This is a genomic window from Granulicatella sp. 20925_1_28 (assembly GCF_041433575.1).
GTDB lineage: Bacteria > Bacillota > Bacilli > Lactobacillales > Aerococcaceae > Granulicatella.
The window spans coordinates 82,309-106,100 of record NZ_JAPWBS010000005.1 but is presented as its reverse complement, the minus strand read 5'-3'; the positions used below and the strand labels follow the sequence as shown (position 1 = coordinate 106,100).

Here is a 23,792-nt window from a genome sequence, read left to right as displayed (position 1 = left end):
CCAGACCAACCAGCTGTAGAATTACCTCTATACGAAACAGATGGTGTGAAGGTAACGGTTGATAAGGAAAAAGGTATTGCGAGATTTGAAGACGAAAACGGAGATACTCCAGTAGTCGTTGAAGTTCCAACTAAACTTCTTGATAAGAACATCAAGATGCTTAAAGTTGAAAAAGTGAACGAAACAATTAAAGGTCTTGAAGGAAAAGAATATCAAGGTTATGAAATTACTTTCGTTGACAAAGATGGTAAAGCAGTTCGTGTTGAAGGGGATGCTAAAGTAACATTCCCAGTTGATAAAGAAGTAGATGGTGCATACTTCGTATCAAGCGATACAAAAGAAGTGAAAGAAAAAGTTGAATTCTCTAACGGAGAAAACAAAGTCGTTACACTTAACGTTAAACACTTCAGTTTATACGCAGTTACATTCAAAGTTGTTGCTAGTGAAACACCAGTAACTCCAACTACTCCAGCAACACCTGCAACACCAACAACACCTGCAACTCCAGCAGCACCTACTACACAAGTAGCAGCAGCTCCAAGTGCAGCCCAAGGAGAAAATAAACCAGCTCCAGCGCCTGTAGCAGGTGAAGCAAAAGAAACATTACCAAATACAGGGGTAGAAGATGTAACTCCAGGAATCATTGGAGGAATTCTTGCAGCTCTTGGTGGATTAGGCCTAGCCATTCCTAAAAAAGGTAAAAGAGACTAGGAATGAACGAAAATATCGAATGCATTGGACACTCCTAACCGGTCCGAATCATTTGAAAAAGTAGTCTGCCCTCAAACCGGTTCACAATGTGAGCCGGTTTTCTCTTTTTGTAGATGGAAAATCTTGCAAAATCGTTTCAAATAGCGTAAAATTTATCTATTCGATGAAGAGAACAACTTGTGTAAATACACTTTTAGAGAGCCGATTATTGGTGGAAGATTGGCAGTCCCTGTTTATAGCAAGAATCATCTCTTAGAAACTTTTCTGAAATACATGTTAGATTAAGAAGAGTCGCTTAAATGGCGTTAACAATTTACCAAGGCAAGCAATATTTGTTTGTAAATTTGGGTGGTACCGCGGATATGATTTCGCCCCTGCAACTTGGCAGGGGCTTTTTTTATGCTCAACGGTCAAAAGATGAAAAAAACAGTCAAACAAAGGAGGAAATTCAATGAAGATGAAGGAAACATTGCAAATTGGGAAAACAGAATTCCCAATGCGTGGGAACTTACCAACAAAAGAAGTAGATTACCAAAAAGAATGGGAAGAAGCAGACGTTTATGGACAACGTCAGAAAAAGAATGAAGGCAAACCAACATTCGTGCTTCACGATGGCCCGCCATATGCCAATGGTGCGGTTCACATGGGACATGCCTTAAACAAGATTTCTAAGGACTTCATCGTTCGTAGTAAATCAATGAGCGGATTCCGTGCACCATTCGTACCAGGATGGGATACACACGGACTTCCAATCGAGCAAGCTTTAGCAAACGCTGAAGGGGTTGACCGTAAGAAGTTATCAATCGCCGAATTCCGTAAATTATGTGCGGAATATGCATTACGTCAAGTGGACAACCAACGTGCTGAATTCAAACGTCTTGGAGTAGGCGGTACATGGGATAATCCATACTTAACGCTTAAACCAGAATTTGAAGCAGAACAAATTCGTGTATTCGGTAAAATGGCTGAAAATGGCTATATTTACAAAGGATTAAAACCAATTTACTGGTCTCCATCAAGTGAATCTTCACTTGCGGAAGCTGAAATCGAATATAAAGACGTAGAAAGCCCATCAATCTATGTGGCGTTCAAAGTGAAAGACGGAAAAGGCGTTGTATCAGAGGATGCTTCATTTGTCATCTGGACAACTACTCCTTGGACACTTCCTGCAAACTTAGGAATCTTCGTGCATCCTGACTATGAATATGCAGAAGTGAAAACTGATAAAGGAAACTTCGTCGTAGCTAAAGAATTAGTGAACTCACTTGCTGAAACACTAGGTTGGGAATCTGTTGAAGTCTTAAAAGAATTCCGTGGAACTGAATTGGAATATGCGACAGCATGGCATCCATTCTATGAACGTGAATCTCTTGTAATGCTTGGAGACTATGTAACTCTTGATGCCGGTACTGGTTTAGTTCACGCAGCTCCTGGACACGGGGAAGACGACTTCTACTATTCACGTAAATACAACTTAGATGTATTATCACCAGTGGATAACCAAGGGCATTACACTGCAGAAGCTCCTGGTTTTGAAGGAATGTTCTATGCAAAAGCAAACAAAGTCATCACAGACCTATTAGCTGAAAATGGTTCATTACTAAAACTAAGCTATTTTGTGCATAGTTACCCACATGACTGGAGAACGAAGAAACCTGTTATCTTCCGTGCAACTCCACAATGGTTTGCGTCAATCGATGCTTTCCGTCAAGATATCTTAGATGTGATTGAAAATGATGTGAAATGGTACCACCCATCAGGACAAGTACGTATTTACAACATGGTTCGTGACCGTGGCGACTGGGTCATCTCTCGTCAACGTGTATGGGGTGTTCCACTTCCTGTATTCTACGGTGAAAACGGAGAACCAATTATCACTCCAGAAACAATTGAACACGTTGCGAAATTAGTGGAAGAATTCGGTTCTGACGTATGGTTCGAGCGTGAAGCAAAAGACCTATTACCAGAAGGATTCACACATCCAAGCAGTCCAACTGGTACATTTACAAAAGAAATGGACATCATGGACGTATGGTTCGACTCAGGTAGCTCACATGCTGGTGTATTAAGTATTCGTCCAGAATTAGAATTCCCAGCTGATTTATACTTAGAAGGATCAGACCAATACCGTGGATGGTTCAACTCAAGTTTAACAACAAGTGTAGCGGTTCATAAGAAAGCTCCATATAAAGCAGTTCTTTCTCAAGGGTTCGTAATGGACGGAGAAGGCAAGAAGATGAGTAAATCCCTCGGAAACGTCATCTCACCTGCAAAAGAAATGCAAACAAAAGGGGCAGACATTATCCGTCTATGGGTATCATCTGTGGACTACGAATCAGACGTACGTATCAGTACTGAAATCTTAAACCAAGTATCTGAAGCATACCGTAAGATCCGTAACACAATGCGCTTTATGTTAGCAAACACTACAGACTTCGAACCATCTAAACATGCAGTAGCGTTTAAAGACCTACGTAGTGTGGATCAATACATGATGATTCGTTTCAACGATATCGTGAAGACAATTGAAGAAGCATATGAAAACTATGAATTCTCAACAATTTATCAAACAGTGATGAACTTCTGTACCGTTGATTTATCACAATTCTACTTAGACTTTGCAAAAGACGTTGTGTATATCGAATATGAAGATAACTACGAACGTCGTGCAATGCAAACAGTTATTTACGATATCCTAGTGAAATTAACGAAATTACTAAGCCCAATCTTAGTTCACACGAGTGAAGAAGTTTGGAAATACTTGAAGGAAGAAGAAGCTTATGTTCAATTAGCCGAATTCCCAACAGTAGAAAGCTACGAAAATACAGAACAAGTATTAGCACAATGGGCTGAATTCTTTAAAGTTCGTAACACTGCTTTGAAAGCTTTAGAAGAAGCTCGTAACGAGAAATTAATCGGTAAGAACTTCGAAGCAAAAGTAACGCTATATCCATCTAATGAAGTTCGTACTTTATTAGAAGGCTTAAACACAAATGTAGCTCAATTATTCATCGTCAGTGAATTAGAAGTGGCTGAAGAAGGCGTTGAAGCTCCTGCAAATGCAGTTGAAGGCGAAGGCGTGAAAGTCGTTGTTGAACATGCCAAAGGTGAAACATGTGAACGTTGCCGTGCTGTGAAGATTGAAGTAGGAACATTAGAAGATGCTCCGACTTTATGTAATCGTTGTGCAGCAATTGTGCGTGAACACTTCCCAGAAGCATTAGTTCCTGAAGCAGAATAATAAAAATTTAACTGAGTCGAAGAAATTCGGCTCAGTTTTTTTCAAATTGTGTTCAAAAAGTAGAACTATTAGAGAGGTGAATTAGACTAATTCTAGTTAACCTCTTTTTTTAGCGTTCTATCAATGTTTTTGCGACCAAAAAGAAGGGCATTCTGTAAATAAAAGGAAATTTTGCTCTCCATATTTTCTTTATAATTAAATCGAAATCATATTTATTTAGCATTTTAACTATACTTTTAATAGATTAATTTCATAAGTCTGTCAGGAATTTTTCTTACCCAGTTTAGATAATGTCTAATGTAGGAAAGGGATTTCAGTTTTTCCTTTCTTAAAATTAAAGAAGAAATAGGAGAACAAATATGCAAAAAGTACGTAATAAACAAAAAGGTATGATTGCAGGAGCAAGAGTATTAGGAGCAAGCCTGATCTTAAGCACAAGTTTGTTAGCGCCATTCGCAACAGTCTATGCAGAAACAGGTGAAGGAAGGGTTCCTAATGTAACACTGCCAACGGGTATTCCAACAAACTATGATTTAACATGGTTTGATGAGTTTGATGGGAACAAACTCGACAGAACAAAATGGGATTATTCTCTTTCAAGTTTCGATCCTAAAGCAAGAACGCAAATGCATTTCACAGACGACCCAGCAAATGTTTCTTTAAAAGATGGAATTCTTCATTTAACGGCACTCTATACGCCGAAGCAATTGAAGTGGAATCCAGTTACTAAAAAGAATGAATGGGTAGACCGTGAGAATACTTATAAAGATCCAAAGACCGGCCAAACGATTACTTATAAAGCGCCATTTACTTCTGGGGCGATTCAAACGCGTGATCGTCACGGGAAAGTCCTGTCTGAATTTGTAGGTGACTTCTATGCCGAATCACGTATCAAGTTACCATTTAGTGAATCTTCATGGGCTTCCTTCTGGATGACTGGAACAAAAGGCGGAGGCTCTCCAAAGAGTGGGGAGATTGATGTCTTCGAGTCTAAAGGATATGATCCGAAATTCATTCAAGCAAATGTTCATACAGAACCGACACCAGGTAAGACTGGTCAGTATAGTGAACAACATCCGTATAAAATTCCTAATAATGGGGATACTCAAACAGATCTCCACACTTATGGGGTCTTAAAAGAAGGAGATAAGGTAACTTTCTTCTATGACGGACAGGCCGTAAAAACTATTAAATATAGTGAATTGCTAAAGAACACACCATTCGTCAATAAGGATAATGGATTTATTTTACGATTAACGCATATCGTAGGTGGTTCATTCGTGAAAGATTGGGAGAAAAACGGTACTCGTAACTATACAGACGCGATTCCTTACAAAGATAGTTATAAGGATGGTAGTCGTTCAGACATGCAAATCGATTATGTTCGTGTATGGCAACCAAATGCGAAACCTGTAACAACAGAAGCGCCAACGACGACTACAACAACTACAACTGTTGCTCCGACGACAACAACAACGACAACGGAAGTTCCTACGACAACGGAGGCACCAACGACTACAGTTGCTCCAACGACAACGGAGGCACCAACGACAACGGAGGCACCAACGACTACAGTTGCTCCAACGACAACGGAAGCTCCAACAACTACAGTAGCTCCTACGACAACAGAAGCGCCGACTACTACAGTAGCAACTACAACGACGGAAGCTCCAACTACAACAGTAGCGACAATAGAAGCACCAGTAGTAACAACTTCTGCACCAGTAGTAACAGAAGCTCCGGTAGTAACGACTTCTGCACCAGTGGTCACAGAGGCTTCAGTAGTAACAACTTCTGCACCAGTAGTAACAGAAGCTCCGGTAGTAACAACTTCTGCACCAGTGATCACAGAGGCACCAGTAGTAACAACTTCTGCACCAGTGGTCACAGAGGCACCAGTAGTAACAACTTCTGCACCAGTGGTCACAGAAGCTCCGGTAGTGACAACTTCTGCACCAGTAGTAACAGAAGCTCCGGTAGTAACGACTTCTGCTCCAGTAGTGACAGAAGCACCGACAACGACAACAACGACGACAGAGGCTCCAACAACTACTACAGCAACAACTGTGACAGAGGCTCCAACAACTTCAACAGAAGCACCAAGAAGTCGTGTTCGTAGAAGAAGAGCACTGCTAGATACAACTAAACAACCAACACCAACTCCTGAGGCAGAGGTTCGAACTACAGTTGCAGATGTTGTAGCAACAAGTGAAGTTCCTGCACCAGTAGCTGTTTTAACAAATGCCGTTGAAGACAAAGTAGCAACAGCAGAATCAAATGTTGTTGAAGACAAAGTTGTAACACCTGAAACAAATGCCGAAGCAACTGAGTCACGTGTGTTAGCAACACCTCTTACTGCTACATCAGAACAAGCAGCAGACAAAGATGCAAAAGAAGCTAAAGATCCATCTCCAGCGCCTGTTGCACAAGCAGCACCAGCAAAAGCGGGAGAAGACGAATTACCAAATACAGGTACTTCGATGGGAACTTTATATCTGATTCTATCAGCAGTGTTCTTAACAGGTGGCGCATTCGTATTTGCTAAAAGCAAAAAATAAAATAGTTCATTAAAACAAGAAGGAATTAGACAGTGAAGGCTGTTTAATTCCTTCTTTTTGCGTTATTTGATTCAGCCTCAAGTCCCATAGAAATCGGCCTTAAGTACCATGTTCCAAAATAGCCAAATGATACAATAGGTCTATAAGGAGGGAGTACCATGAAACAGTGGAATAGACTTCTCAAACTATTATTGTTTGTATTCATAACGCGTTACTTTATGAGTCATTTTTACGGGTCATCTATAAGGCTGTTATTTTCACTTCTCGTACTAGCAGGTATCTTTTTCTTCATGCTATTTCCAGAAGAGATGGAAGTGAAATCGGTCTTTGGCAAAACAAAGAGACCGTTAGATAAAACCTCTAGTAAGGTGCAAAAACGATATGAACAATCAGGATTATCCAAACAAGATATCGATTATTTTAGACAAAAAATGGCAGTGGTGAAGACGCAAATTCAAGAGATTGATGAGACGATTCAAAGTTTTACAAAGCTAAGAATTATTAGTAATCGCTATAACACTACAGTAACGATGAAAGATTATTTCAAAGAATTGGTGGCACACCCTGAGAAGCTTCCAGAAGCCAACTTGTTTGTTCATACATGCGTACCGTCGTTAAACGAAATGACGAAAGCCTATAAAGAATTGAGTGAGCAACCAGTAAAAGGAAGCGAAACGTATCAAACACTACAAGAATTAGGAGAAAAAATCGATCTCGTCTGCGCAACGCTGGAAGAGGATTACTTACATTTCCAAGAAGACAGAATAAAAAAGTCAGAAGCAGAGATGGATTACGTAAACCGTACAATAAAGGAGTAGAGAACAATGACTGAAGAAAAATCAATGGTGGATGCACTGATTCAAAACCCATTCGGAGAAGACGTGGTAAAAAATACGACACTGCAAGATGTGGCGAGTGATTTCCCACAAGAACAACTAGATGCCAAACGTGCACTGGTGGATACTTTACCAGAGAAACAACAAGAACAAGCCCGCGCACTAGCAAAACAAATCAACGAAAAGAATATGCAGGCCATTATTAGTTACGGGGCCGGCGCGCAAAAGCAACTTGGTGAATTCTCTCATTCGATGTTGGCTCATGTGCAAAATAAAGATACTGGAGAAATCGGAGATACGCTCAATGAGTTGATGATGCGACTGAACGAGACAGACCCGAACGACCTTGTGGCACAAGATTCGAACATCTTCCGTAAAATCTTTGGGCGCGTGAAGAAGTCGATTTACGAAATGCAATTGAAATACCAAGAAGTCGGTTCTCAAGTGGATAAGATTGCTGTGCGATTAGACCATGAGAAGAATGGGTTATTAAATGACAACTTGTCGCTCGAGCAACTGTACCAACGCAATAAGGAATTCTTCGAGGCATTAAGTATTTATATCGCTGCTGGGGAATTGAAGATTGAAGAGTTGCAACAAAAACTGATTCCTGAAGCGATGCAAAAGGCGCAAGAATCAGGAGACCAAATGGATGTGCAAGTGGTCAACGACTTACATCAATTCTTAGATCGTCTTGAAAAGAGAAATCACGACTTGAAATTGACGCGTCAAATGACCATCCAACAAGCACCACAAATTCGCTTGATTCAAAATACGAATCAAACATTGGCTGAAAAAATTCAGTCTTCAATTACGACAACGATTCCTTTATGGAAAAACCAAATTGCGATTGCGATGACATTGCTCCGTCAAAAGGATGCAGTGACAGCGCAACGTCAAGTGTCTGAAACGACAAATCAATTGATTCAAAAGAACTCTGAAATGTTGAAGATTTCTACGATTGAAACAGCTCGTGAAAATGAACGCGGTATTATCGATCTAGAAACCCTTCAAAAGACACAACAAGACTTGATTGAAACATTAGAAGAAACGATTCTGATTCAACAAGAAGGCCGTCAAAAACGTAGAAAAGCCGAATACGAATTGACGCAAATGGAACAAGAACTCCGCGAAAACTTACTCGTTTTAAGCCAAAAAGAAAAACGTGTGAAGGAAGAAATGCGCGGCTAATAATGATAGAAATCTTTACCTTTTATTCCTGAATAAGGACTGGAGGGTAAAGACTTTTTTGTGTTTCAAGTGGTTTGTGTAATGTTTCAATTCGTTAACAAAATGATAAACTTCGCCTTGAACCTTGATATTTTGGCTAACATTATTTAAAATAGGATGAAAGGAAAAAAATAATATTTAATGAGGTGAAAAAATGCACGTATGGGTCGTAGTTCTCGCGTTATTAGCATTAGCAGTATTTTTCTTATTCATTTCACTATTCTTAAAGGATAACCACAATGAAGAAGAAATCGATGAATTAGCTGAAGGTTTATTAGAATTAAACCGTGAAGTATATTCATTAAAGAAAAAAATTCAAGAATTAGAAGGAACAACTGTATACAAAGGACCATCAGTTGAACCAACTTATGAAGAAGTTCGCGCTGCAAAAACAGCAGAAGTTCGTGTAGCTGAAAAACCAGAACCAGTAGCTGAAGAAACAGAAGCAGTGGAAGAAGTAACTGCAGAAGAATCTGGTCGCTTACACAATGTAACGAAACAACAAATCATTACATTATTCAGCCACGGTAATTCAGTAGAATCAATTTCTGAACAATTAAACGTACCTGTTTCAACAGTACAATTGGTAATCGATAATTATTTTGAAGCAGATGCAAATTAAGGAGGAAGAACATGAGTAAAACGAAATTTCGTTCTTTAGGAATGGGCTTCTTATTAGCAGCGTTAATTTTAGCATTGGTTACTGTGATTTGGCCTTTTGTACCACAATCATTAAAGAGCCAATTAGATGCAGTGAATTTGCCAATCGTTTCTGAAGGAGCAAATGAAGCAAGCTATAAAGCCGCTTACGAGTCTTTATTAGCTGAAAAAGAATCTGGTAGCAAAGCGTCTACATCAAGTGCTAAAGCTACTTCACAAGCTTCAACAACTGAAGCAGCAACTACACAATCTTCAAAACCTGTATCTATTACAGTTGAAGAAGGTGAATCATCAAATGATGTTGCCGACAAATTAGAAAAAGCAGGCTTAGTTAAGAGTGCTAAAGAGTTCGTAGATTACTTAACAACAAATAACATTGCTGATAAGATCTGGACTGGTACTTTCGAAATTAAACCAGGAAGCTCTAATGAAGAAATCGCTCGTGCAATCGGAGCGTTACAATAATAAATATGAATCAGTGTTACAGTCGAGAGGCTGTAACACTTTTTTTTTGATTAACATTAAAGTTTTCTGAAAATTAAATGAAAACTGTGGTACAATGGGAGTACGACTTTAGAAAGTGGAGTGAGAATATGATTGAAAGAAGTCAAGTAGATGTAAATCAAACATGGGACTTATCGCATTTGTTTAAAACAGAAGAAGTGTTTAACGAAGTGTTAGAAGACCTTAAAGGAAAAGTAGAGGCTTTCCAAAAAGAATACGAAGGGCAAATTACAACAGCACACCAAGTGAATGTTGGTTTAGCAACTTACCGTGCCTTATTAGAACAACGCGGTAAAATTTCTGCGTATTGCAACCTTGCTGTGAGCGCGAATACAAGAGATAAAGAAGCACAAACACGTGCTGCACAAACACGTACAGTGTTAGCAGGATTAGATGCCAAATTAAGTTTCTTTGAATCTGAATTAAGCCAATTGGATGATGCCGTGTTAGAAGAAGCACGAGCGAATAAAGAAGATGCTTTATATATCGAACGTCTCTTAGAAGATAAAAAACATTTATTATCAAAAGACGTGGAAGCAACTCTAGCAGCTTTAGGAAATACATTAGATGCTGGCTACCAAGCATATAACGATATCAAGTTCAAAGACATGCATTTTGCAGACGTGGAAGCAGACGGACAAGTGATTCCGATGACATACAACAGCTTCGAAGGCCGTATGCAATCTGAACCAAATACAGCGATTCGTCGTGAAGCGTTCAAAGTATTTAGCGACACATTACGCAAATACCAACACAGCACTGCTTCAGCGTATAACACACAAATTCAAAAAGAAAAAACAATGGCAACATTGCGTGGATTCGATTCAGTATTTGACTACTTATTAGACCGTCAAAAAGTGTCTCGCGAACTATACGACCGTCAAATTGATGTCATTATGGAAGAATTAGCGCCACATATGCGTAAATTCGCACGCCTATTGAAAGAAATCTATCAATTAGATGAAGTGCGCTATGAAGACTTGAAACTGGAAGTCGATCCAACATACGCTGCCAAAGTAACGTATGATGAAGCTAAACAATATATCTTAGAAGGATTAGCACCTCTAGGCGAAGGTTACCTCAAGATTATGGAGGAAGCCTTCGATAATCGTTGGATTGACTACGCTGAAACAATCGGTAAACGTACAGGTGCGTTCTGTTCATCACCTTACGGGGCAAACTCATTTATCTTAATGTTCTTTACAGAAGATATGAATGACTGCATGACGCTCGCGCATGAATTAGGACACGCAGGGCACTTCCAACTAGCGTACAAAAATCAAAATATTCTAGATGGTCGTCCAAGCATGTACTTTGTTGAAGCGCCATCTACAACAAACGAATTATTGGTTGAGTTCTACTTGAAGAACAAAGCAGGCGATGATTTACGTATGAAACGTTGGATTTCTTCTCAAATGGTTGCTAAAACGTACTACCATAACTTTGTCACTCACTTATTAGAAGCATACTTCCAACGCGAAGTATACCGTTTAGTGGATGCAGGTAAGAGCTTGGATGCTGATACGTTAAACGATTTATTCAGAGAAACTCTTGCTAAATTCTGGGGACCAGAAGTGGTTCTTACAGAAGGTGCAGAGTTAACATGGATGCGTCAACCGCACTACTACATGGGATTATATTCATACACTTACTCAGCTGGTTTAACAATCGGTACACAAGTGGCGAAAATGATTCAAAAAGATTCAAGTGTCGCAAATACTTGGGTGGAAGTCTTGAAGATGGGCGGAACGAAGAGCGCAGAAGAGCTTGCCAAAGCAGCAGGCGTGGATGTCTCTACAGATGCACCGCTTAAAGATACGATTGCAACAATCGGTGGCTTAATCGACGAAATCGTAGACATTACAAAACAATTGAATGCATAAAAATAAAGGTCAGCATTTTTGCTGACCTTTTTCATGTTTACTGTTATTGGTTTGATTGAGACACAATCAGTTGAACAGATCCGTTAACTTGGAGTGATGGTGTTCCTGAAGGCAGAATAAAGGAATCTGCTTTTTCGATTGGATATGTTGTTCCATCGACCGTGAGCGTTCCTTTTCCGTCTAACACCGTTACAAGGTGATAAGTAGAAGAGAGTGCATCGCTGTAGTCACCATCAATATCGTGTTTCCAAACTGTAAAGAACTTGTTTTCCACAAAAGTCGTTCTCGTTCCAGTCTCCGATGTCATTACTTGCTGATTCGTCGTTGGGACACTGTGCGGAATCGTCGTCACATCTTTTGTTTGTTGAATATGCAGTGGACGAGGATTTCCAGTATCGTCAGTGCGGTTGTAGTCATAGACGCGATAAGTGGTATCTGAATTTTGTTGCGTCTCGAGAATCACAATACCGCCTCCAATGGCGTGAATCGTCCCACTTGGAACATCGAAGAAATCACCCGCTTTCACAGGAACTTCGGTAAACAGGTCGCTCCAAGCTTCATTGTCGATTTTCTCTGCAAATTCTTCAGGAGTCATCGCCGTATGTCCGTATACAATTTTTGCGCCTGGCTCTGCTTGTACGACATACCAGCATTCATTTTTCCCATATTCGCCTTCATGTTCTAGCGCATATTCGTCATCGGGATGCACTTGAATTGATAAGTAATCAGAAGCATCTAGCAACTTAATGAGAAGAGGGAAGCTTGCCAATTGTTGTCCATTAAAGAGTTCTGGATGGGTTTTATAGAGTTCATCTAACCCTAGTCCTGCATATTCAGTAGGGCTTTTGATGGTTGAAATCCCATTTGGATGCGCGCTAATAATCCACGCTTCACCGGTCTTGTCAGAAGGGAGAGTGAAGTTAAACAGCGAATGCAATTTTGTCCCACCCCAAATTTTCTCTTGAAGTACGGCATTTAAAAAGATTGGTTTTGTCATAATGTGCCTCCTATGAAGAATGTCTTAATGCAAATGAATTAAATTCAAATAGATCGTATCTGTGTCGGCTAATCGAGTACTCAAATGGAGTGCCATTATCTAAGTAGGCTACTTGTTCTACTTCGAAGACGGGCTCCGTTGGAAGTAATTGTAAGTATTTTTGTTCATCTTCAGAACTTGGTGCTGCACGCAAGATTTTTGTGGCACTCGCGATGCGTAAGCCTAGTTTGCCTTCGATATATTGATAAATAGAGTCTAATAGAACTTCTTCAGTAATTCCTGGAATGACGCTCGTACTCATATAGGTTTGCTCTAATACATACGGCTTCCCGTCGATGATGCGAAGTCTATGAATATTATAAACAGGACTTTGCACCGGTACTTGTAATTTTTCTGCAAGGAATTCAGAAGCAAACTCTAATTTAAAATGAATAATTTTGGATTCAACAGTAGAGTGTGTATCCTCAGAAATTTTCGTAAGTCCTTTAATATCGCGTTCTGGAACGATAAGTTTTCGCTTAGACGTGCCGCGAGAGAGGACAAAGGTACCTTGGCCGCGTTTTCTGAAGATAAGGCCTTCGGAAACGAGTAAGTCTAGTGCTTTCTTGACCGTCATTCGACTGCTATTAAATTCTTTCGTTAATGTGATTTCGTCGGGTAATTGTTGGTTAATGGCGTATTCGTTACTTAAAATCTTTTCACGAATCGCATGATAAATCTGTAAATATTTTACGCTCATCGAATGTCATCCTTTCTCTAAACTAGCTATATTATAACAAATGTAGTATGAATAGGCAAAAACGATATTTTGAATACCATTTCTGTTTATTGTCTAGACAAATAAATAAAATGTGATATACTATAAGTGAAAGAGCTTACAGAAAGGAGGTTAATTATGAAGAAACAATTGAGTTTTCCTCAAGGGTTCTGGTGGGGTGCTGCTTCGAGTGGACCGCAGACGGAAGGACAATTCGATAAAGCACATGAAAATGTGATGGATTACTGGTTTAGAACTGCTCCAGAAGCTTTCTTTAATGGTGTCGGACCAGATGTGGCGAGTGATTTTTATCATACGTATCCTGAAGATTTTCGATTGATGAAGGAGATTGGATTTAATTCATTCCGAACTTCGATTCAATGGAGCCGTTTGATTAAGGACTTCGAAACGAGTGAAGCCGATCCAAAGGCTGTGGAATTTTACAACGCGGTTATTGAAGAAGCAAAGAAAAACGATATTGAACTTGTGTTGAATTTACATCATTTCGATATGCCAGTTGAATTGCTTCAAAAATATGGTGGTTGGGAAAGTAAGTATGTAGTCGATTTGTTCGTGAAGTTTGCCAAAACAGCGTTCGAATGCTTTGGTGACAAGATTAAATACTGGACAACTTTCAATGAGCCAATGGTCATTCCAGAAGCAGGATACTTATATGCATTCCATTATCCAAACCTAAAAGGGAAAGGGAAAGAAGCTGTTCAAGTGATTTATAATCTAAATCTTGCGAGTGCCAAAGTGATTGAGCTGTATCGTTCACTTGGATTGGAAGGCAAGATTGGGATTATTTTGAATTTGACACCTGCTTATCCAAGAAGTGATGCTCCAGAAGATTTAGCAGCAAGTCAATTTACAGATGATTTCTTTAACAGAGTCTTCTTAAATCCAGCGGTGAAAGGCACATTCCCAGAAACCTTAGTGAAACGACTAGAGGAGGACGGCGTGTTATGGAGTCATACCAAAGAGGAATTGCTACTCATTCGAGAAAATACGGTAGATTTTCTTGGGGTGAATTACTATCATCCAAAACGTGTGCAGGCACAACCAAATCCAGAAGAGTACAAATCACCTTGGATGCCAGACCAATACTTCAAAGAGTATGAATGGCCTGAGCGTCGCATGAATCCATATCGTGGATGGGAAATCTTCCCGAAAGCCATTTATGACATTGCAATGATTGTGAAAGAAGAATATGGCAATATCCCTTGGTTCATTAGTGAAAACGGAATGGGTGTTGAAAACGAAGGACGATTCATCGGAGAAAATGGAGTCATTGATGATGTGTATCGTATTGAATTTTACGAAGAACATCTAACATGGCTACATAAAGCGATTGAAGAAGGTAGTCGTTGTTTTGGATATCATACATGGACTGCTTTTGATTGCTGGTCTTGGAATAATGCGTATAAGAATCGTTACGGATTTATTTCTGTAGATTTAGAAACGCAAAAGAGAACCGTCAAGAGTAGTGGAAGATGGTATCGTAACGTCAGCGACAATAACGGCTTTGAAGTAGAAGTAGAGGAATAAAGAGAGGAGATATTCAGATGAAAGACTCAAAATTTATTGATAAATTTGCCGCGTTTGCAGGTAGATTGGGGAACCAAATTCATTTAAAAACCCTCAGAGATGCATTTGCGACAGTAATGCCATTATATATTTTGGCAGGTTTAATTGTTCTTTTGAACAACACAGTATTTAAGTGGATTTTCCAAGGGGATACATTAACGAAATTCCAATATTGGGGAATTACAATTGCAAACGGTACTTTAAGTATCTCAGGTATTATTATTGCCGTAATGGTCGGTTATTTCTTAGCGAAAAACAGAGACTTCGAAAACCCATTGGCAGCATCAATGCTATCATTAGTTTCTTTAATTGTTATGATGCCAAATACAGTTTCTGCAGTTCCTGATGGCGCAAAAGATGCGGTAAATATTTCAGGCGTTCTTTCATTTAACAACACAGGTACAGGTGCAATGTTCGCAGGGGTTATTGTAGCGATTATTGCAACAGAATTATTCATCAAGTTATCAAACGTTAAAGCGTTACAAATTAACCTTGGTGACAACATTCCACCAGCAGTTGGTAAATCATTCAGCGTATTACTTCCAGTAATGACAGTTATTTCATTATTCGGTGTAGTTTCAGCATTATTGTTCAACCTATTTGGAACAAACTTAATCTCAATTATTACAGTCTTCATCCAAGAACCAATTCGTCATATTGGTACAAGCTTAATTGGGGTAATCATTATTTACTCTCTAGGAAATATGTTATGGCTATTTGGTATTCACCAAGCCGTTATTTACAGTGCAATTCTAGAACCATTACTATTAATTAACATCACTGAAAACATCGCTGCAGCAAACAATGGACAAGCGATTCCACACATCATCAACTTATCTCAAGTGCAAACATTCGCGTTAATGGGTGGTAGTGGATCTACATTATGTTTATTAGTGGCAACATTCTTAGTAAGCCGCAACGCTGCTTCTAAAAACGTAGCTAAATTATCATTTGGACCTGGACTCTTCAATATCAATGAACCTGTTTTATTCGGTTATCCAATCGTTTATAATATTTCATTAGCGATTCCATTTATCTTAACTCCAGCTCTTGGTATTTTAATCAGCTACTTAGCAACAGTTGCAGGTTTCATGAGTCCAGCATTTGTACAAGTTCCTTGGACTACACCTGTATTCTTAAATGCATGGTTAGCAACAGCGGGGGACTTCAGAGCAATTCTCGTTCAATTAGTCATCTTTGCACTTGGAGTTCTTCTATACATTCCATTTATCAAAGTTAATGATAAAGTTGTTGAACAAGAAATGAAGGGATAAGATTATGAAACAAATTTTATTAGTATGTAATGCGGGAATGTCGACAAGTATGCTCGTTAAAAAGATGCAACAAAGCGCGACAGAACGTGGGATTGAAGTCTCAATTGAAGCAAAATCCATTACAGAAGCAAAAAAGAATATCCATGAAGCAGATGTTATTCTCATCGGGCCACAAATTCGTTATGAGTTACCTGCAGTAAAAGAAATCGCTGGAGATATTCCAGTAGATGCCATTGATATGCGTGACTACGGAATGATGAACGGCCCTAAAGTATTAGATCAAGCCTTAGCATTGATAGGAGAATAATATGACAGAAGAAATGGAACTTATCTGTTTCCAGCTGATTGCCAATAGTGGTGCAGCAAAATCTTGCTTTGTAGAAGCGATTCAAGCAGCTAAAAAAGGGTTGTTTGAAGATGCTAAAGCAAAACTTGTGGAAGCGGAAGAAGCCTTTGTTGAGGCGCATAAAATTCACGCAGAGCTCATTCAAAAAGAAGCGAGCGGAGAAAAAACAGAATTTTCATTACTGTTTATGCATGCAGAAGACCAAATGGCTTCAACAGAAATCGTACAGTTATTAGCGCAAGAGCTAATCGAACTGTACCGCGATAAACACGCACAATAAGAAGTTTATAACCACAGATTGGGAATTCTCCTAATCTGTGGTTTTTATTTAGAATCCACCTTAGAAAGATAAGATTCCGTAGAAGCTTACGGATTCTATAATAGCAGTAACGTGTTACGCATTAAATGCGAATTAGGAGGTGTAGGAATTCATTTCGTACACCTCCTTTGAGGCTTTAAAGGTGAGAGACTTAGGCTCGAACTGGTGCAACGTTACAGCTATTATGAAGATATCCGTAAGGCTTTGAAGGAATCTTTCTTTATATTGAGAAGAGACATTCATAAGAAATAGAATCTTTAAGAAATACCTAAATCCTTTTAAATCGCGTGAATTCAATGATAAAATAAACTGACATCAACCGTGGAGGAACATATGGAAGATAAAAAAATATTAATGAATACATATACAGGGCGCGTGTTTAATCCGCTTGAAATGGTTCCAGACAACGTAGCCATTGAAGATATTGCGCATGCCTTAAGTATGATGTGTCGAGGAAATGGGCATCTTCGTTTCTTTTATTCAGTAGGATTACATAGCATTAACTGTGCACAAGAAGCGATTGCTAGAGGATACCAAACAGGAACAGTCCTTGCATGTTTACTACATGATGCAACAGAAGCCTATATCGCTGACTTAATTCGTCCTGTGAAAAATCAATTGCCAGAGTACGAAATCATGGAAAATAATCTGTTCGAAGTGATTAAAGAGAAATTCTTCCTGCAACATTTAGAAGAAAAAGAATGGGCGAAAGTGTGGGCAATTGATCATGAAATGCTCTCTAATGAATTGCCAATCATTTTAACGGATGAACCGATAATGGAAAAAGCGCCATTACTCAGCAGTCCAATTCTCCAAGAAAGAAGCATGCGAGCGGTCGAACTCGAATTCTTGAAGTTATTTACCGAACTCTTCGAGACGTATCAAAAAGACGTGAAGAACTTGAAACGCGCTCAGCAAAAGAGAGAACTAGAGGCGATGACGCCAGGAAAACGCCGCGCGGAAGAAAAACGAGTGGTAGAATGGCTAAAAGGAATGCCGCAATGGATTGAGGCCAAGACGGTCGGCTTAACGATGCCGATGCGAATGGAATTCCAATTAGATTTAATCGTTCAAGAGGCTAGAAGCGCTGGTAAAACAATCTTTGTACCCGTGACGATGCCAGATAAGACGTTGGTATTTGTTGAATGGAATGAACAAACGACCTTCAAACGCACTTCGTATGGTGTACTAGAACCGGTTATCGATAGCACACATCCGCTATTTGAAGCTAAAGACCTTGATTTAATCATTGTTCCTGGACTACTTTATAGTACGAAAGGAGACCGAATCGGATTTGGTGGCGGCTATTACGATAGAACCTTACAAAAAGTAGACGATTATCGCATCGTCTCATTAGCCTATACGACTCAGGTGACGCCTGTTGCCGACTGGCCAGTATTTGAAACGGATATTCATATTCCAACGATTATAACAAGTGAAGGAGTGGTTCGAGATGTTTAAAATCAACCCATGGAAATTAGAACGCATGAAGCGCAACTTCAATGAGAGCTTCAGCTTTACTTACTTATTCTTAGCGATTCAAGCAGCGCTCTTTATCGTAATGACGCTTGCAGGTGGTAGCACGAATGGACAAGTGCTTGTTAATTTCGGGGCGAAGTTCAATCCGTATATCATTCATCAACATGAATATTATCGATTCCTAACGCCAATTTTCTTACATATTGGGCTGGAACATATTTTATTTAATAGTGTGTTCTTATATATGATTGGTCGTCAGATGGAGTACGAAATTGGGCACTGGAGATTCCTTGCGGTGTATCTGTTATCAGGAATTATGGGGAACCTTGCAAGTTTTGCCTTTTCTTCAAGTATTTCAGCAGGGGCAAGTACGGCGCTCTTTGGACTCATGGGAGCTGTTGTTTATTTATCAAGAAAACACGGCTACATTCGTTCGTTTAGACAAATGGGTGTGCAATACGCAGGACTTATCATTATCAATATTGTCCTTGGATTCATTAATTCAGCCGTCGATAACTATGGACACTTAGGAGGACTCGTTGGTGGGTACTTAGTGATGATGGCGATTAGCTTCAGAGGGGACCGCCTGACGAAACCTGCTTCACGCATTGCAGGAATCGTTGCGTATTTTGTCATCGCAATTTTACTTTTTGCACTAGGAATGAAAAGATAATACTGTTATAATGTAAGCATATACAAGTTTCATGGAGTGAATACAATGGAAAAGAAAATTATTGGTATTGATTTAGGTGGGACTTCCATCAAATTTGCGATTATTTCACTAGCAGGTGAAGTTCAACAAAAATGGTCGATTCCTACCAACATTTTAGACGAAGGAAGCCACATTGTGGACGATATTATCGACTCTATTCGTCATCGTTTAGACTTATTAGGACTAACAAATGAAAACTTTGCTGGTATCGGGATGGGGTCTCCAGGTGTTGTTGACAGAGAGAAGGGTACAGTTATCGGTGCCTACAACTTAAACTGGAAAACATTACAACCTTTGAAAGAAAAAATTGAAGGAGCACTCGAAATTCCGTTCTTCATCGATAATGATGCTAACGTTGCAGCATTAGGTGAAAAATGGATGGGTGCTGGTGGAGACCAACCAGACGTAACTTTCTTTACACTTGGAACAGGTGTTGGCGGTGGAATTATCGCTGAAAACCGTCTCATTCACGGTGTAGCGGGTGCTGGAGGAGAGCTTGGACATATTACAGTTGATTTCAGTGACCGTCCTTTTGCATGTACTTGCGGTAAAAAAGGCTGTCTTGAAACGGTAGCGAGTGCCACAGGTATTGTGAACTTAGCCCGTCGTTATGCAGATGAATATGCAGGAGACTCTGAGTTGAAAGCAAGAATCGATGATGGACAAGACGTGAGTGCAAAAGACGTGTTTGATTTAGCAAAACAAAACGATCCACTCGCATTAATCGTGATTCGTCATTTCTCAAAATACTTAGGAATTGCATGTTCCCACGTTGCGAATATGTTAAATCCATCCTTCATCGTTATCGGTGGTGGAGTGAGCGCTGCAGGAGAATTCTTGCTAGAAGGCGTTCGTAAAGAATATGAACAATTAGTATTCCCACAAGTCCGCGAAACAACACATTTACGTTTAGCAGAACTTGGGAACGATGCAGGAGTCATTGGAGCAGCTTCTTTAGTGCTTTTGAAAGATTAGAAGAAACATGATACAATATCTCTTGTCTGATTAAAATTATTTTTGAAGGAGTTTAGTCTCATGTGGTATATTATTTGGGCTTTATTCATGGCCTACGGAATTTACTTATTTGTATTACTTTGGATGCGTCAATCTGCTGCTAAAGTGGTTAGCGCTGAAGAGTTCGGAAAGGATTTACGTCATGGACAATTAATCGATGTACGTGAAAAAGATGAATTCAAAGCGGCTCATATTTTAGGAGCACGTAACATTCCTTATTCTCAATTTAAAGAACGTTACATGGAATTACGTAAAGACCAACCAATCTATTTATATGAAGAGGGCGTATCAATCGCTGGTCGTTGTGCTTACCGTCTAAAGAAAAATGGATATACAAATATTTACATTTTAAAACATGGCTTCGAAGCATGGAACGGTAAAGTGAAAAAAAGAGAAAACTAATATGAAAAAGAGCTAGTTCAGTTTGAACTAGCTCTTTTTTTATTCAGCTTGATGCTTTCTGTAGTCCCCTGGAGAGACTCCTGTTTTCTCTTTGAAGATTTTTGTGAAGTAAGAGTAATTATCATATCCGACTTCAGAGGCGACTTGAGAAATCGGGGTCTTCGTATCCGATAGCAATTCTTTAGCAGCATGGATACGTTTATCCGTAATGTATTTAACGAGTGTTTCGCCTGTTTCTTTCTTAAAGACACGAGCAAGATGGTCTGCACTGAGATACACCATGTCGGCTAAAGTGGTTCGGCTCAAATCTTCTTTGTAGTGATGATCGATATATTCGATGATGCGTTGGATGCTATTTTTTTGGTTTTCAGCATCTGTAACAAAGTTTCTTGCATGAGACCAGTAGTAATTGAAGTATTCCTCAAAAGAATCAATCGAATGGAATTTTCTTTGGAAGAGGAAATCATGATGCGCATTTTGGAAGAGCTTATGCGCTGAAATTCCATTTTGGTCTAAGTAAATTCCGATTTGTTGCGTCCAATCCAGATGGAGTTTTTGCAAGATGGATTTTGGCACCATTCCACCTGAAATATATTGTAAAAGACTCTTTGCCAGTTCAGATTCGTCTAATGAATCCGAGAAGGAGATGGAGTTGGTTGCCACTTCTTTTTCCTGTAAAACAGCAGCATCAGAAGATACTGGAATAATCGTATTCCAATAAGGCACTTGTTGGCCAGTTGCTGCATAGAGTTCTTTTACGTCTTGTAAAATATTTGGACATTGGAAGCAACCTGTGAACGTTAAGATTGAATTGCGATGCAACTTATCTTGAATCTCTTGTCGGACTTTTCTTGCAAATTCATCGCTGTTAATAGAGCTATCGACTCTAAAGTGGCAAACATAACGGTCCACATGCCCCTCCATCTTAAACAGACTCGCTAATTGATAAGTCTCATTCGAGAAGGCTTGAAATACCCTTTTCAATTGCGAAGTCCATGATGGAATTTCTGGGGCGTAATCTGCTTCATTAATATGCAATGTAATCACACCCGTTAGGAAATACTGATGCTCTTTTAAACTCAAATTGCGTCTGCGCATTTCTGCTTGCAGTTCTTCCAGACGGTGAATGCGTGGTTTTCTTAAATATTCGAACCAGAAATTATTCTCTGCCTGAAAAGATGTCTCAAGAGGCGCTGCTGGACGTTGCTCTGTAATCTTGTCGAGTGCTTTTTGAATGATGAACTCCAACTTTTCGAAGTTAATTGGTTTTAAGTAGTATTCGAAGCTTTGCAATTCAATCGCTTTTTGCGCGTAGTTGAAATCCGCATAGTTCGTTAAAAAGATGGTTTTGATGTCGTAATTTTCGTTTCGCACCCAAGAGAGCAGTTCAAGACCACTTCCTTGAGGCATTTCAATATCGCTAATCATTAGGTGGATCGGATATTCTTTAATGATGTCTTGCGCCTGAGTGAGGCTGTTCGCCGCGTAGACGTTGTCGATTTTTAATCGATCCCAACGGATTTTTTCGCGTAACGCTTCGATGATAAAACGGTCGTCATCAACGAGTAGTATATTCATTAGAATCTCCTTTCAACGCTTTATAGGGGAGGAGCGCATAAATTCTTGCGCCACCCGTGTCGTTATTTTCAAAAGTAATCGTAAAGTCATTTGGATAGAGAAGGTTAAGCCGTTCAATCGCATTGGTAATTCCGATATGATGGCCGTCTTCTGACATTAATGATTCCATGTTCTTGAGCTTTTCAAGAATGTCTGTCGTAAAACCTGGACCATTGTCTTTAACGCAAATTTCAATATAAGGTTTCTCTTCTATCATGCGTTTTTGAAGGGAAAGTTCAATGCTAATCCCGTCTTGGAAGCAGAAGCCATGCTTAATGGTATTCTCAACGAATGTTTGTAGTAAGAGGGAAGGAACGAGTGCATCGTGCAGCCCTTCATCGAATGTTAAAGCAAAATCGATATGATTCCCATAACGAATGCGTTGAATCTCCAAATAGTCCTTAATATGTTGAATTTCTTTATTAAGTGGTGAGAAATCTTGGTCCACCATAAAGAGATAGCGTAAGTAATCGGACGTTAAAATCGTTAACTCTTCAATTTCCTTATAGTTCTCCGTTTGAAGCATACTGTGAATCATGGAAAGCATATTTAAATAGAAGTGAGGTCGGATTTGGCTCTTTAAGTAGTTGAGTTCGACCTTTTTTAATTCCAGCTGAGCATGATACTCACGAATTTTTAACTCTTGCATATCAAAGAGTACTTGGCTCAATTTATCATTGGCATTATCGATTTCCAAAATTCCTTCAGAAGAAGCAATATCGTAAATAGAGGTTGTTTCGTCAATATTTGAAAGTCGTTCGGTTAATCGTGTAATCGGACTTAACATTCTATTTCGAATGAAAATAATCAATCCAAGTGAAGCAATCGCAATTAATATAGGAACGATTGCGATGAACACTTCAAAAAGAACGATACTCTTAAATACATCTGTGTAGTCAACTGCTACATAAATATCAAAAGGCAGTTGCGTCCGTTCGCTATCGGCTTCAATTAAGTGTGTTGAAGACGATAAGTTTTTCGGTTCTTTCAGCGAAATCTGACCATTCTTTCCGATATTCAATTTTCGAAGTGGCATCAGAATATCTTCAGCAGAGATAACCGCCATAATCGTTTTTTCTTTATAATGAACGACTTTAATCAAGTATTCCGTGTCGTTAATAAGAATGGCTTGCCATTTACGGTCGTCCGTATTATTTCTGAACGAATTGATATTGTTTTTTAAATATAAGTAATCTTGATAGGGAATATAGAGATTAGAAGCACTCAGAAAATGATGCGTCCCCTCTGTAGCCACTAAAAACGACATATGCGTTTCGTGTTGATATTCGTAGTCGTTAAAAGTCGTCTGTACTTTTTTGACGGTTTGTTCATAATCGGTGTAACTTTGTGGCTCATTTAGTTCATCCAAACCTTTATCGTGAGTGACCGTTGAATACAAAAAGCGTTCAACGGAACGCATTTCATCATTTAGTCCATTAGCGTAAATCTCAATGGAGCTCGTTAATTGTTGAATATTTTGATTCTTAATAAAATCTCTTGTGGCATTACTGACTAAGAGACTGATCACTGTGATGAGGATAAGAAGTACTAATAAGACTTGAAAGAAAAATTTAAAAGAATGTCTTTTAGATAGAATACTATGTAGTTTCATAATTTTTACCTCGCTTCTCAAGTATAACACTATCATAAAAGTTGTCAAAAAAC

Annotated in this window: 20 protein-coding genes and 1 other annotated feature; of the genes, 16 read left to right on the top strand and 4 right to left on the bottom strand. The window is 39.2% G+C overall.

The window, feature by feature from the left end; all coding sequences use genetic code 11:
* From O3793_RS04395 to pepF, 8 genes are all read left to right on the top strand, one after another.
* On the top strand, positions 1 to 711 hold a 711-nt coding region (locus O3793_RS04395; RefSeq protein ID WP_371445937.1), incomplete at its 5' end, for an LPXTG cell wall anchor domain-containing protein.
* Between the two features lie 154 nt (positions 712 to 865).
* Positions 866 to 1,090 (top strand) — a binding site (T-box leader).
* Between the two features lie 72 nt (positions 1,091 to 1,162).
* On the top strand, positions 1,163 to 3,952 hold the full coding sequence (gene ileS, locus O3793_RS04390) for an isoleucine--tRNA ligase (RefSeq protein WP_371445935.1): 2,790 nt from the start codon (positions 1,163 to 1,165) through the stop codon (positions 3,950 to 3,952).
* 359 nt (positions 3,953 to 4,311) lie between these two features.
* Positions 4,312 to 6,510: a family 16 glycosylhydrolase gene (locus O3793_RS04385; RefSeq protein WP_371445933.1), complete on the top strand. Its 2,199-nt coding sequence runs from the start codon at positions 4,312 to 4,314 to the stop codon at positions 6,508 to 6,510.
* A gap of 158 nt (positions 6,511 to 6,668) precedes the next feature.
* Positions 6,669 to 7,328, top strand: a complete 660-nt coding sequence (locus O3793_RS04380) for a 5-bromo-4-chloroindolyl phosphate hydrolysis family protein (RefSeq protein ID WP_371445930.1) — start codon at positions 6,669 to 6,671, stop codon at positions 7,326 to 7,328.
* Between the two features lie 6 nt (positions 7,329 to 7,334).
* A complete protein-coding gene (locus O3793_RS04375; protein ID WP_371445928.1) occupies positions 7,335 to 8,537 on the top strand; it encodes a toxic anion resistance protein in 1,203 nt (400 codons plus the stop codon).
* Between the two features lie 193 nt (positions 8,538 to 8,730).
* Positions 8,731 to 9,198, top strand: a complete 468-nt coding sequence (locus O3793_RS04370; RefSeq protein WP_371445926.1) for a helix-turn-helix domain-containing protein — start codon at positions 8,731 to 8,733, stop codon at positions 9,196 to 9,198.
* 11 nt (positions 9,199 to 9,209) lie between these two features.
* On the top strand, positions 9,210 to 9,701 hold the full coding sequence (locus O3793_RS04365) for a hypothetical protein (RefSeq protein WP_371445925.1): 492 nt from the start codon (positions 9,210 to 9,212) through the stop codon (positions 9,699 to 9,701).
* Between the two features lie 128 nt (positions 9,702 to 9,829).
* Entirely contained in the window at positions 9,830 to 11,623 is a 1,794-nt protein-coding gene (pepF, locus tag O3793_RS04360; protein ID WP_371445923.1) for an oligoendopeptidase F, read from the top strand.
* Positions 11,624 to 11,666: 43 nt separating this feature from the next.
* Here pepF and O3793_RS04355 read toward each other — a convergent pair whose 3' ends face one another.
* Positions 11,667 to 12,620, bottom strand: a complete 954-nt coding sequence (locus tag O3793_RS04355; protein WP_371445922.1) for a type I phosphomannose isomerase catalytic subunit — start codon at positions 12,618 to 12,620, stop codon at positions 11,667 to 11,669.
* 10 nt (positions 12,621 to 12,630) lie between these two features.
* Positions 12,631 to 13,359 carry a GntR family transcriptional regulator gene (locus tag O3793_RS04350; protein ID WP_371445920.1) on the bottom strand — a complete coding sequence of 243 codons (729 nt, stop codon included), beginning with the start codon at positions 13,357 to 13,359 and terminating at the stop codon, positions 12,631 to 12,633.
* Between the two features lie 156 nt (positions 13,360 to 13,515).
* Between O3793_RS04350 and O3793_RS04345 the strand changes: the two genes are divergently transcribed.
* The 8 genes from O3793_RS04345 (at position 13,516) to O3793_RS04310 (ending at position 20,510) form a co-directional block, all read left to right on the top strand.
* Positions 13,516 to 14,925: a glycoside hydrolase family 1 protein gene (locus O3793_RS04345; RefSeq protein ID WP_371445918.1), complete on the top strand. Its 1,410-nt coding sequence runs from the start codon at positions 13,516 to 13,518 to the stop codon at positions 14,923 to 14,925.
* Positions 14,926 to 14,942: 17 nt separating this feature from the next.
* Positions 14,943 to 16,238, top strand: coding sequence for a PTS sugar transporter subunit IIC (locus O3793_RS04340; RefSeq protein ID WP_371445917.1), 1,296 nt, complete (start codon positions 14,943 to 14,945; stop codon positions 16,236 to 16,238).
* A gap of 4 nt (positions 16,239 to 16,242) precedes the next feature.
* The gene (locus tag O3793_RS04335) at positions 16,243 to 16,545 is read left to right on the top strand and encodes a PTS sugar transporter subunit IIB (RefSeq protein WP_048710215.1); all 303 of its coding nucleotides are present in this window, start codon (positions 16,243 to 16,245) and stop codon (positions 16,543 to 16,545) included.
* Position 16,546: 1 nt separating this feature from the next.
* Positions 16,547 to 16,864, top strand: a complete 318-nt coding sequence (locus O3793_RS04330; RefSeq protein ID WP_048710214.1) for a PTS lactose/cellobiose transporter subunit IIA — start codon at positions 16,547 to 16,549, stop codon at positions 16,862 to 16,864.
* A 372-nt stretch (positions 16,865 to 17,236) separates the two neighbouring features.
* Positions 17,237 to 18,364 carry a 5-formyltetrahydrofolate cyclo-ligase gene (locus tag O3793_RS04325; protein WP_371445915.1) on the top strand — a complete coding sequence of 376 codons (1,128 nt, stop codon included), beginning with the start codon at positions 17,237 to 17,239 and terminating at the stop codon, positions 18,362 to 18,364.
* On the top strand, positions 18,357 to 19,055 hold the full coding sequence (locus O3793_RS04320) for a rhomboid family intramembrane serine protease (RefSeq protein ID WP_371445913.1): 699 nt from the start codon (positions 18,357 to 18,359) through the stop codon (positions 19,053 to 19,055). The genes O3793_RS04325 and O3793_RS04320 overlap by 8 nt, the downstream gene beginning before the upstream one ends.
* Positions 19,056 to 19,100: 45 nt before the next feature.
* Positions 19,101 to 20,069 carry an ROK family glucokinase gene (locus tag O3793_RS04315; RefSeq protein WP_371445911.1) on the top strand — a complete coding sequence of 323 codons (969 nt, stop codon included), beginning with the start codon at positions 19,101 to 19,103 and terminating at the stop codon, positions 20,067 to 20,069.
* A gap of 60 nt (positions 20,070 to 20,129) precedes the next feature.
* On the top strand, positions 20,130 to 20,510 hold the full coding sequence (locus O3793_RS04310; protein ID WP_371445909.1) for a rhodanese-like domain-containing protein: 381 nt from the start codon (positions 20,130 to 20,132) through the stop codon (positions 20,508 to 20,510).
* Positions 20,511 to 20,549: 39 nt separating this feature from the next.
* Here the strand turns inward: O3793_RS04310 and O3793_RS04305 are convergent, their stop codons facing one another.
* Both O3793_RS04305 and O3793_RS04300 read right to left on the bottom strand, forming a co-directional pair.
* Positions 20,550 to 22,088, bottom strand: coding sequence for a helix-turn-helix domain-containing protein (locus O3793_RS04305; protein WP_371445907.1), 1,539 nt, complete (start codon positions 22,086 to 22,088; stop codon positions 20,550 to 20,552).
* Complete coding sequence (locus O3793_RS04300) at positions 22,069 to 23,739, bottom strand: sensor histidine kinase (RefSeq protein ID WP_371445905.1); 1,671 nt, start codon at positions 23,737 to 23,739, stop codon at positions 22,069 to 22,071. Before O3793_RS04300 ends, O3793_RS04305 begins: the two co-directional genes overlap by 20 nt.
* Positions 23,740 to 23,792: the final 53 nt, after the last annotated feature.

Excerpts from the sequence above, each read along its gene's own strand:
- ileS (WP_371445935.1), top strand. The coding sequence starts at position 1,163 with ATGAAGATGAAGGAAACATTGCAAATTGGGAAAACAGAATTCCCAATG.
- O3793_RS04385 (WP_371445933.1), top strand. The coding sequence starts at position 4,312 with ATGCAAAAAGTACGTAATAAACAAAAAGGTATGATTGCAGGAGCAAGA.
- O3793_RS04380 (WP_371445930.1), top strand. The coding sequence starts at position 6,669 with ATGAAACAGTGGAATAGACTTCTCAAACTATTATTGTTTGTATTCATA.
- O3793_RS04375 (WP_371445928.1), top strand. The coding sequence starts at position 7,335 with ATGACTGAAGAAAAATCAATGGTGGATGCACTGATTCAAAACCCATTC.
- O3793_RS04370 (WP_371445926.1), top strand. The coding sequence starts at position 8,731 with ATGCACGTATGGGTCGTAGTTCTCGCGTTATTAGCATTAGCAGTATTT.
- O3793_RS04365 (WP_371445925.1), top strand. The coding sequence starts at position 9,210 with ATGAGTAAAACGAAATTTCGTTCTTTAGGAATGGGCTTCTTATTAGCA.
- pepF (WP_371445923.1), top strand. The coding sequence starts at position 9,830 with ATGATTGAAAGAAGTCAAGTAGATGTAAATCAAACATGGGACTTATCG.
- O3793_RS04355 (WP_371445922.1), bottom strand. The coding sequence starts at position 12,620 with ATGACAAAACCAATCTTTTTAAATGCCGTACTTCAAGAGAAAATTTGG.
- O3793_RS04350 (WP_371445920.1), bottom strand. The coding sequence starts at position 13,359 with ATGAGCGTAAAATATTTACAGATTTATCATGCGATTCGTGAAAAGATT.
- O3793_RS04345 (WP_371445918.1), top strand. The coding sequence starts at position 13,516 with ATGAAGAAACAATTGAGTTTTCCTCAAGGGTTCTGGTGGGGTGCTGCT.
- O3793_RS04340 (WP_371445917.1), top strand. The coding sequence starts at position 14,943 with ATGAAAGACTCAAAATTTATTGATAAATTTGCCGCGTTTGCAGGTAGA.
- O3793_RS04335 (WP_048710215.1), top strand. The coding sequence starts at position 16,243 with ATGAAACAAATTTTATTAGTATGTAATGCGGGAATGTCGACAAGTATG.
- O3793_RS04330 (WP_048710214.1), top strand. The coding sequence starts at position 16,547 with ATGACAGAAGAAATGGAACTTATCTGTTTCCAGCTGATTGCCAATAGT.
- O3793_RS04325 (WP_371445915.1), top strand. The coding sequence starts at position 17,237 with ATGGAAGATAAAAAAATATTAATGAATACATATACAGGGCGCGTGTTT.
- O3793_RS04320 (WP_371445913.1), top strand. The coding sequence starts at position 18,357 with ATGTTTAAAATCAACCCATGGAAATTAGAACGCATGAAGCGCAACTTC.
- O3793_RS04315 (WP_371445911.1), top strand. The coding sequence starts at position 19,101 with ATGGAAAAGAAAATTATTGGTATTGATTTAGGTGGGACTTCCATCAAA.
- O3793_RS04310 (WP_371445909.1), top strand. The coding sequence starts at position 20,130 with ATGTGGTATATTATTTGGGCTTTATTCATGGCCTACGGAATTTACTTA.
- O3793_RS04305 (WP_371445907.1), bottom strand. The coding sequence starts at position 22,088 with ATGAATATACTACTCGTTGATGACGACCGTTTTATCATCGAAGCGTTA.
- O3793_RS04300 (WP_371445905.1), bottom strand. The coding sequence starts at position 23,739 with ATGAAACTACATAGTATTCTATCTAAAAGACATTCTTTTAAATTTTTC.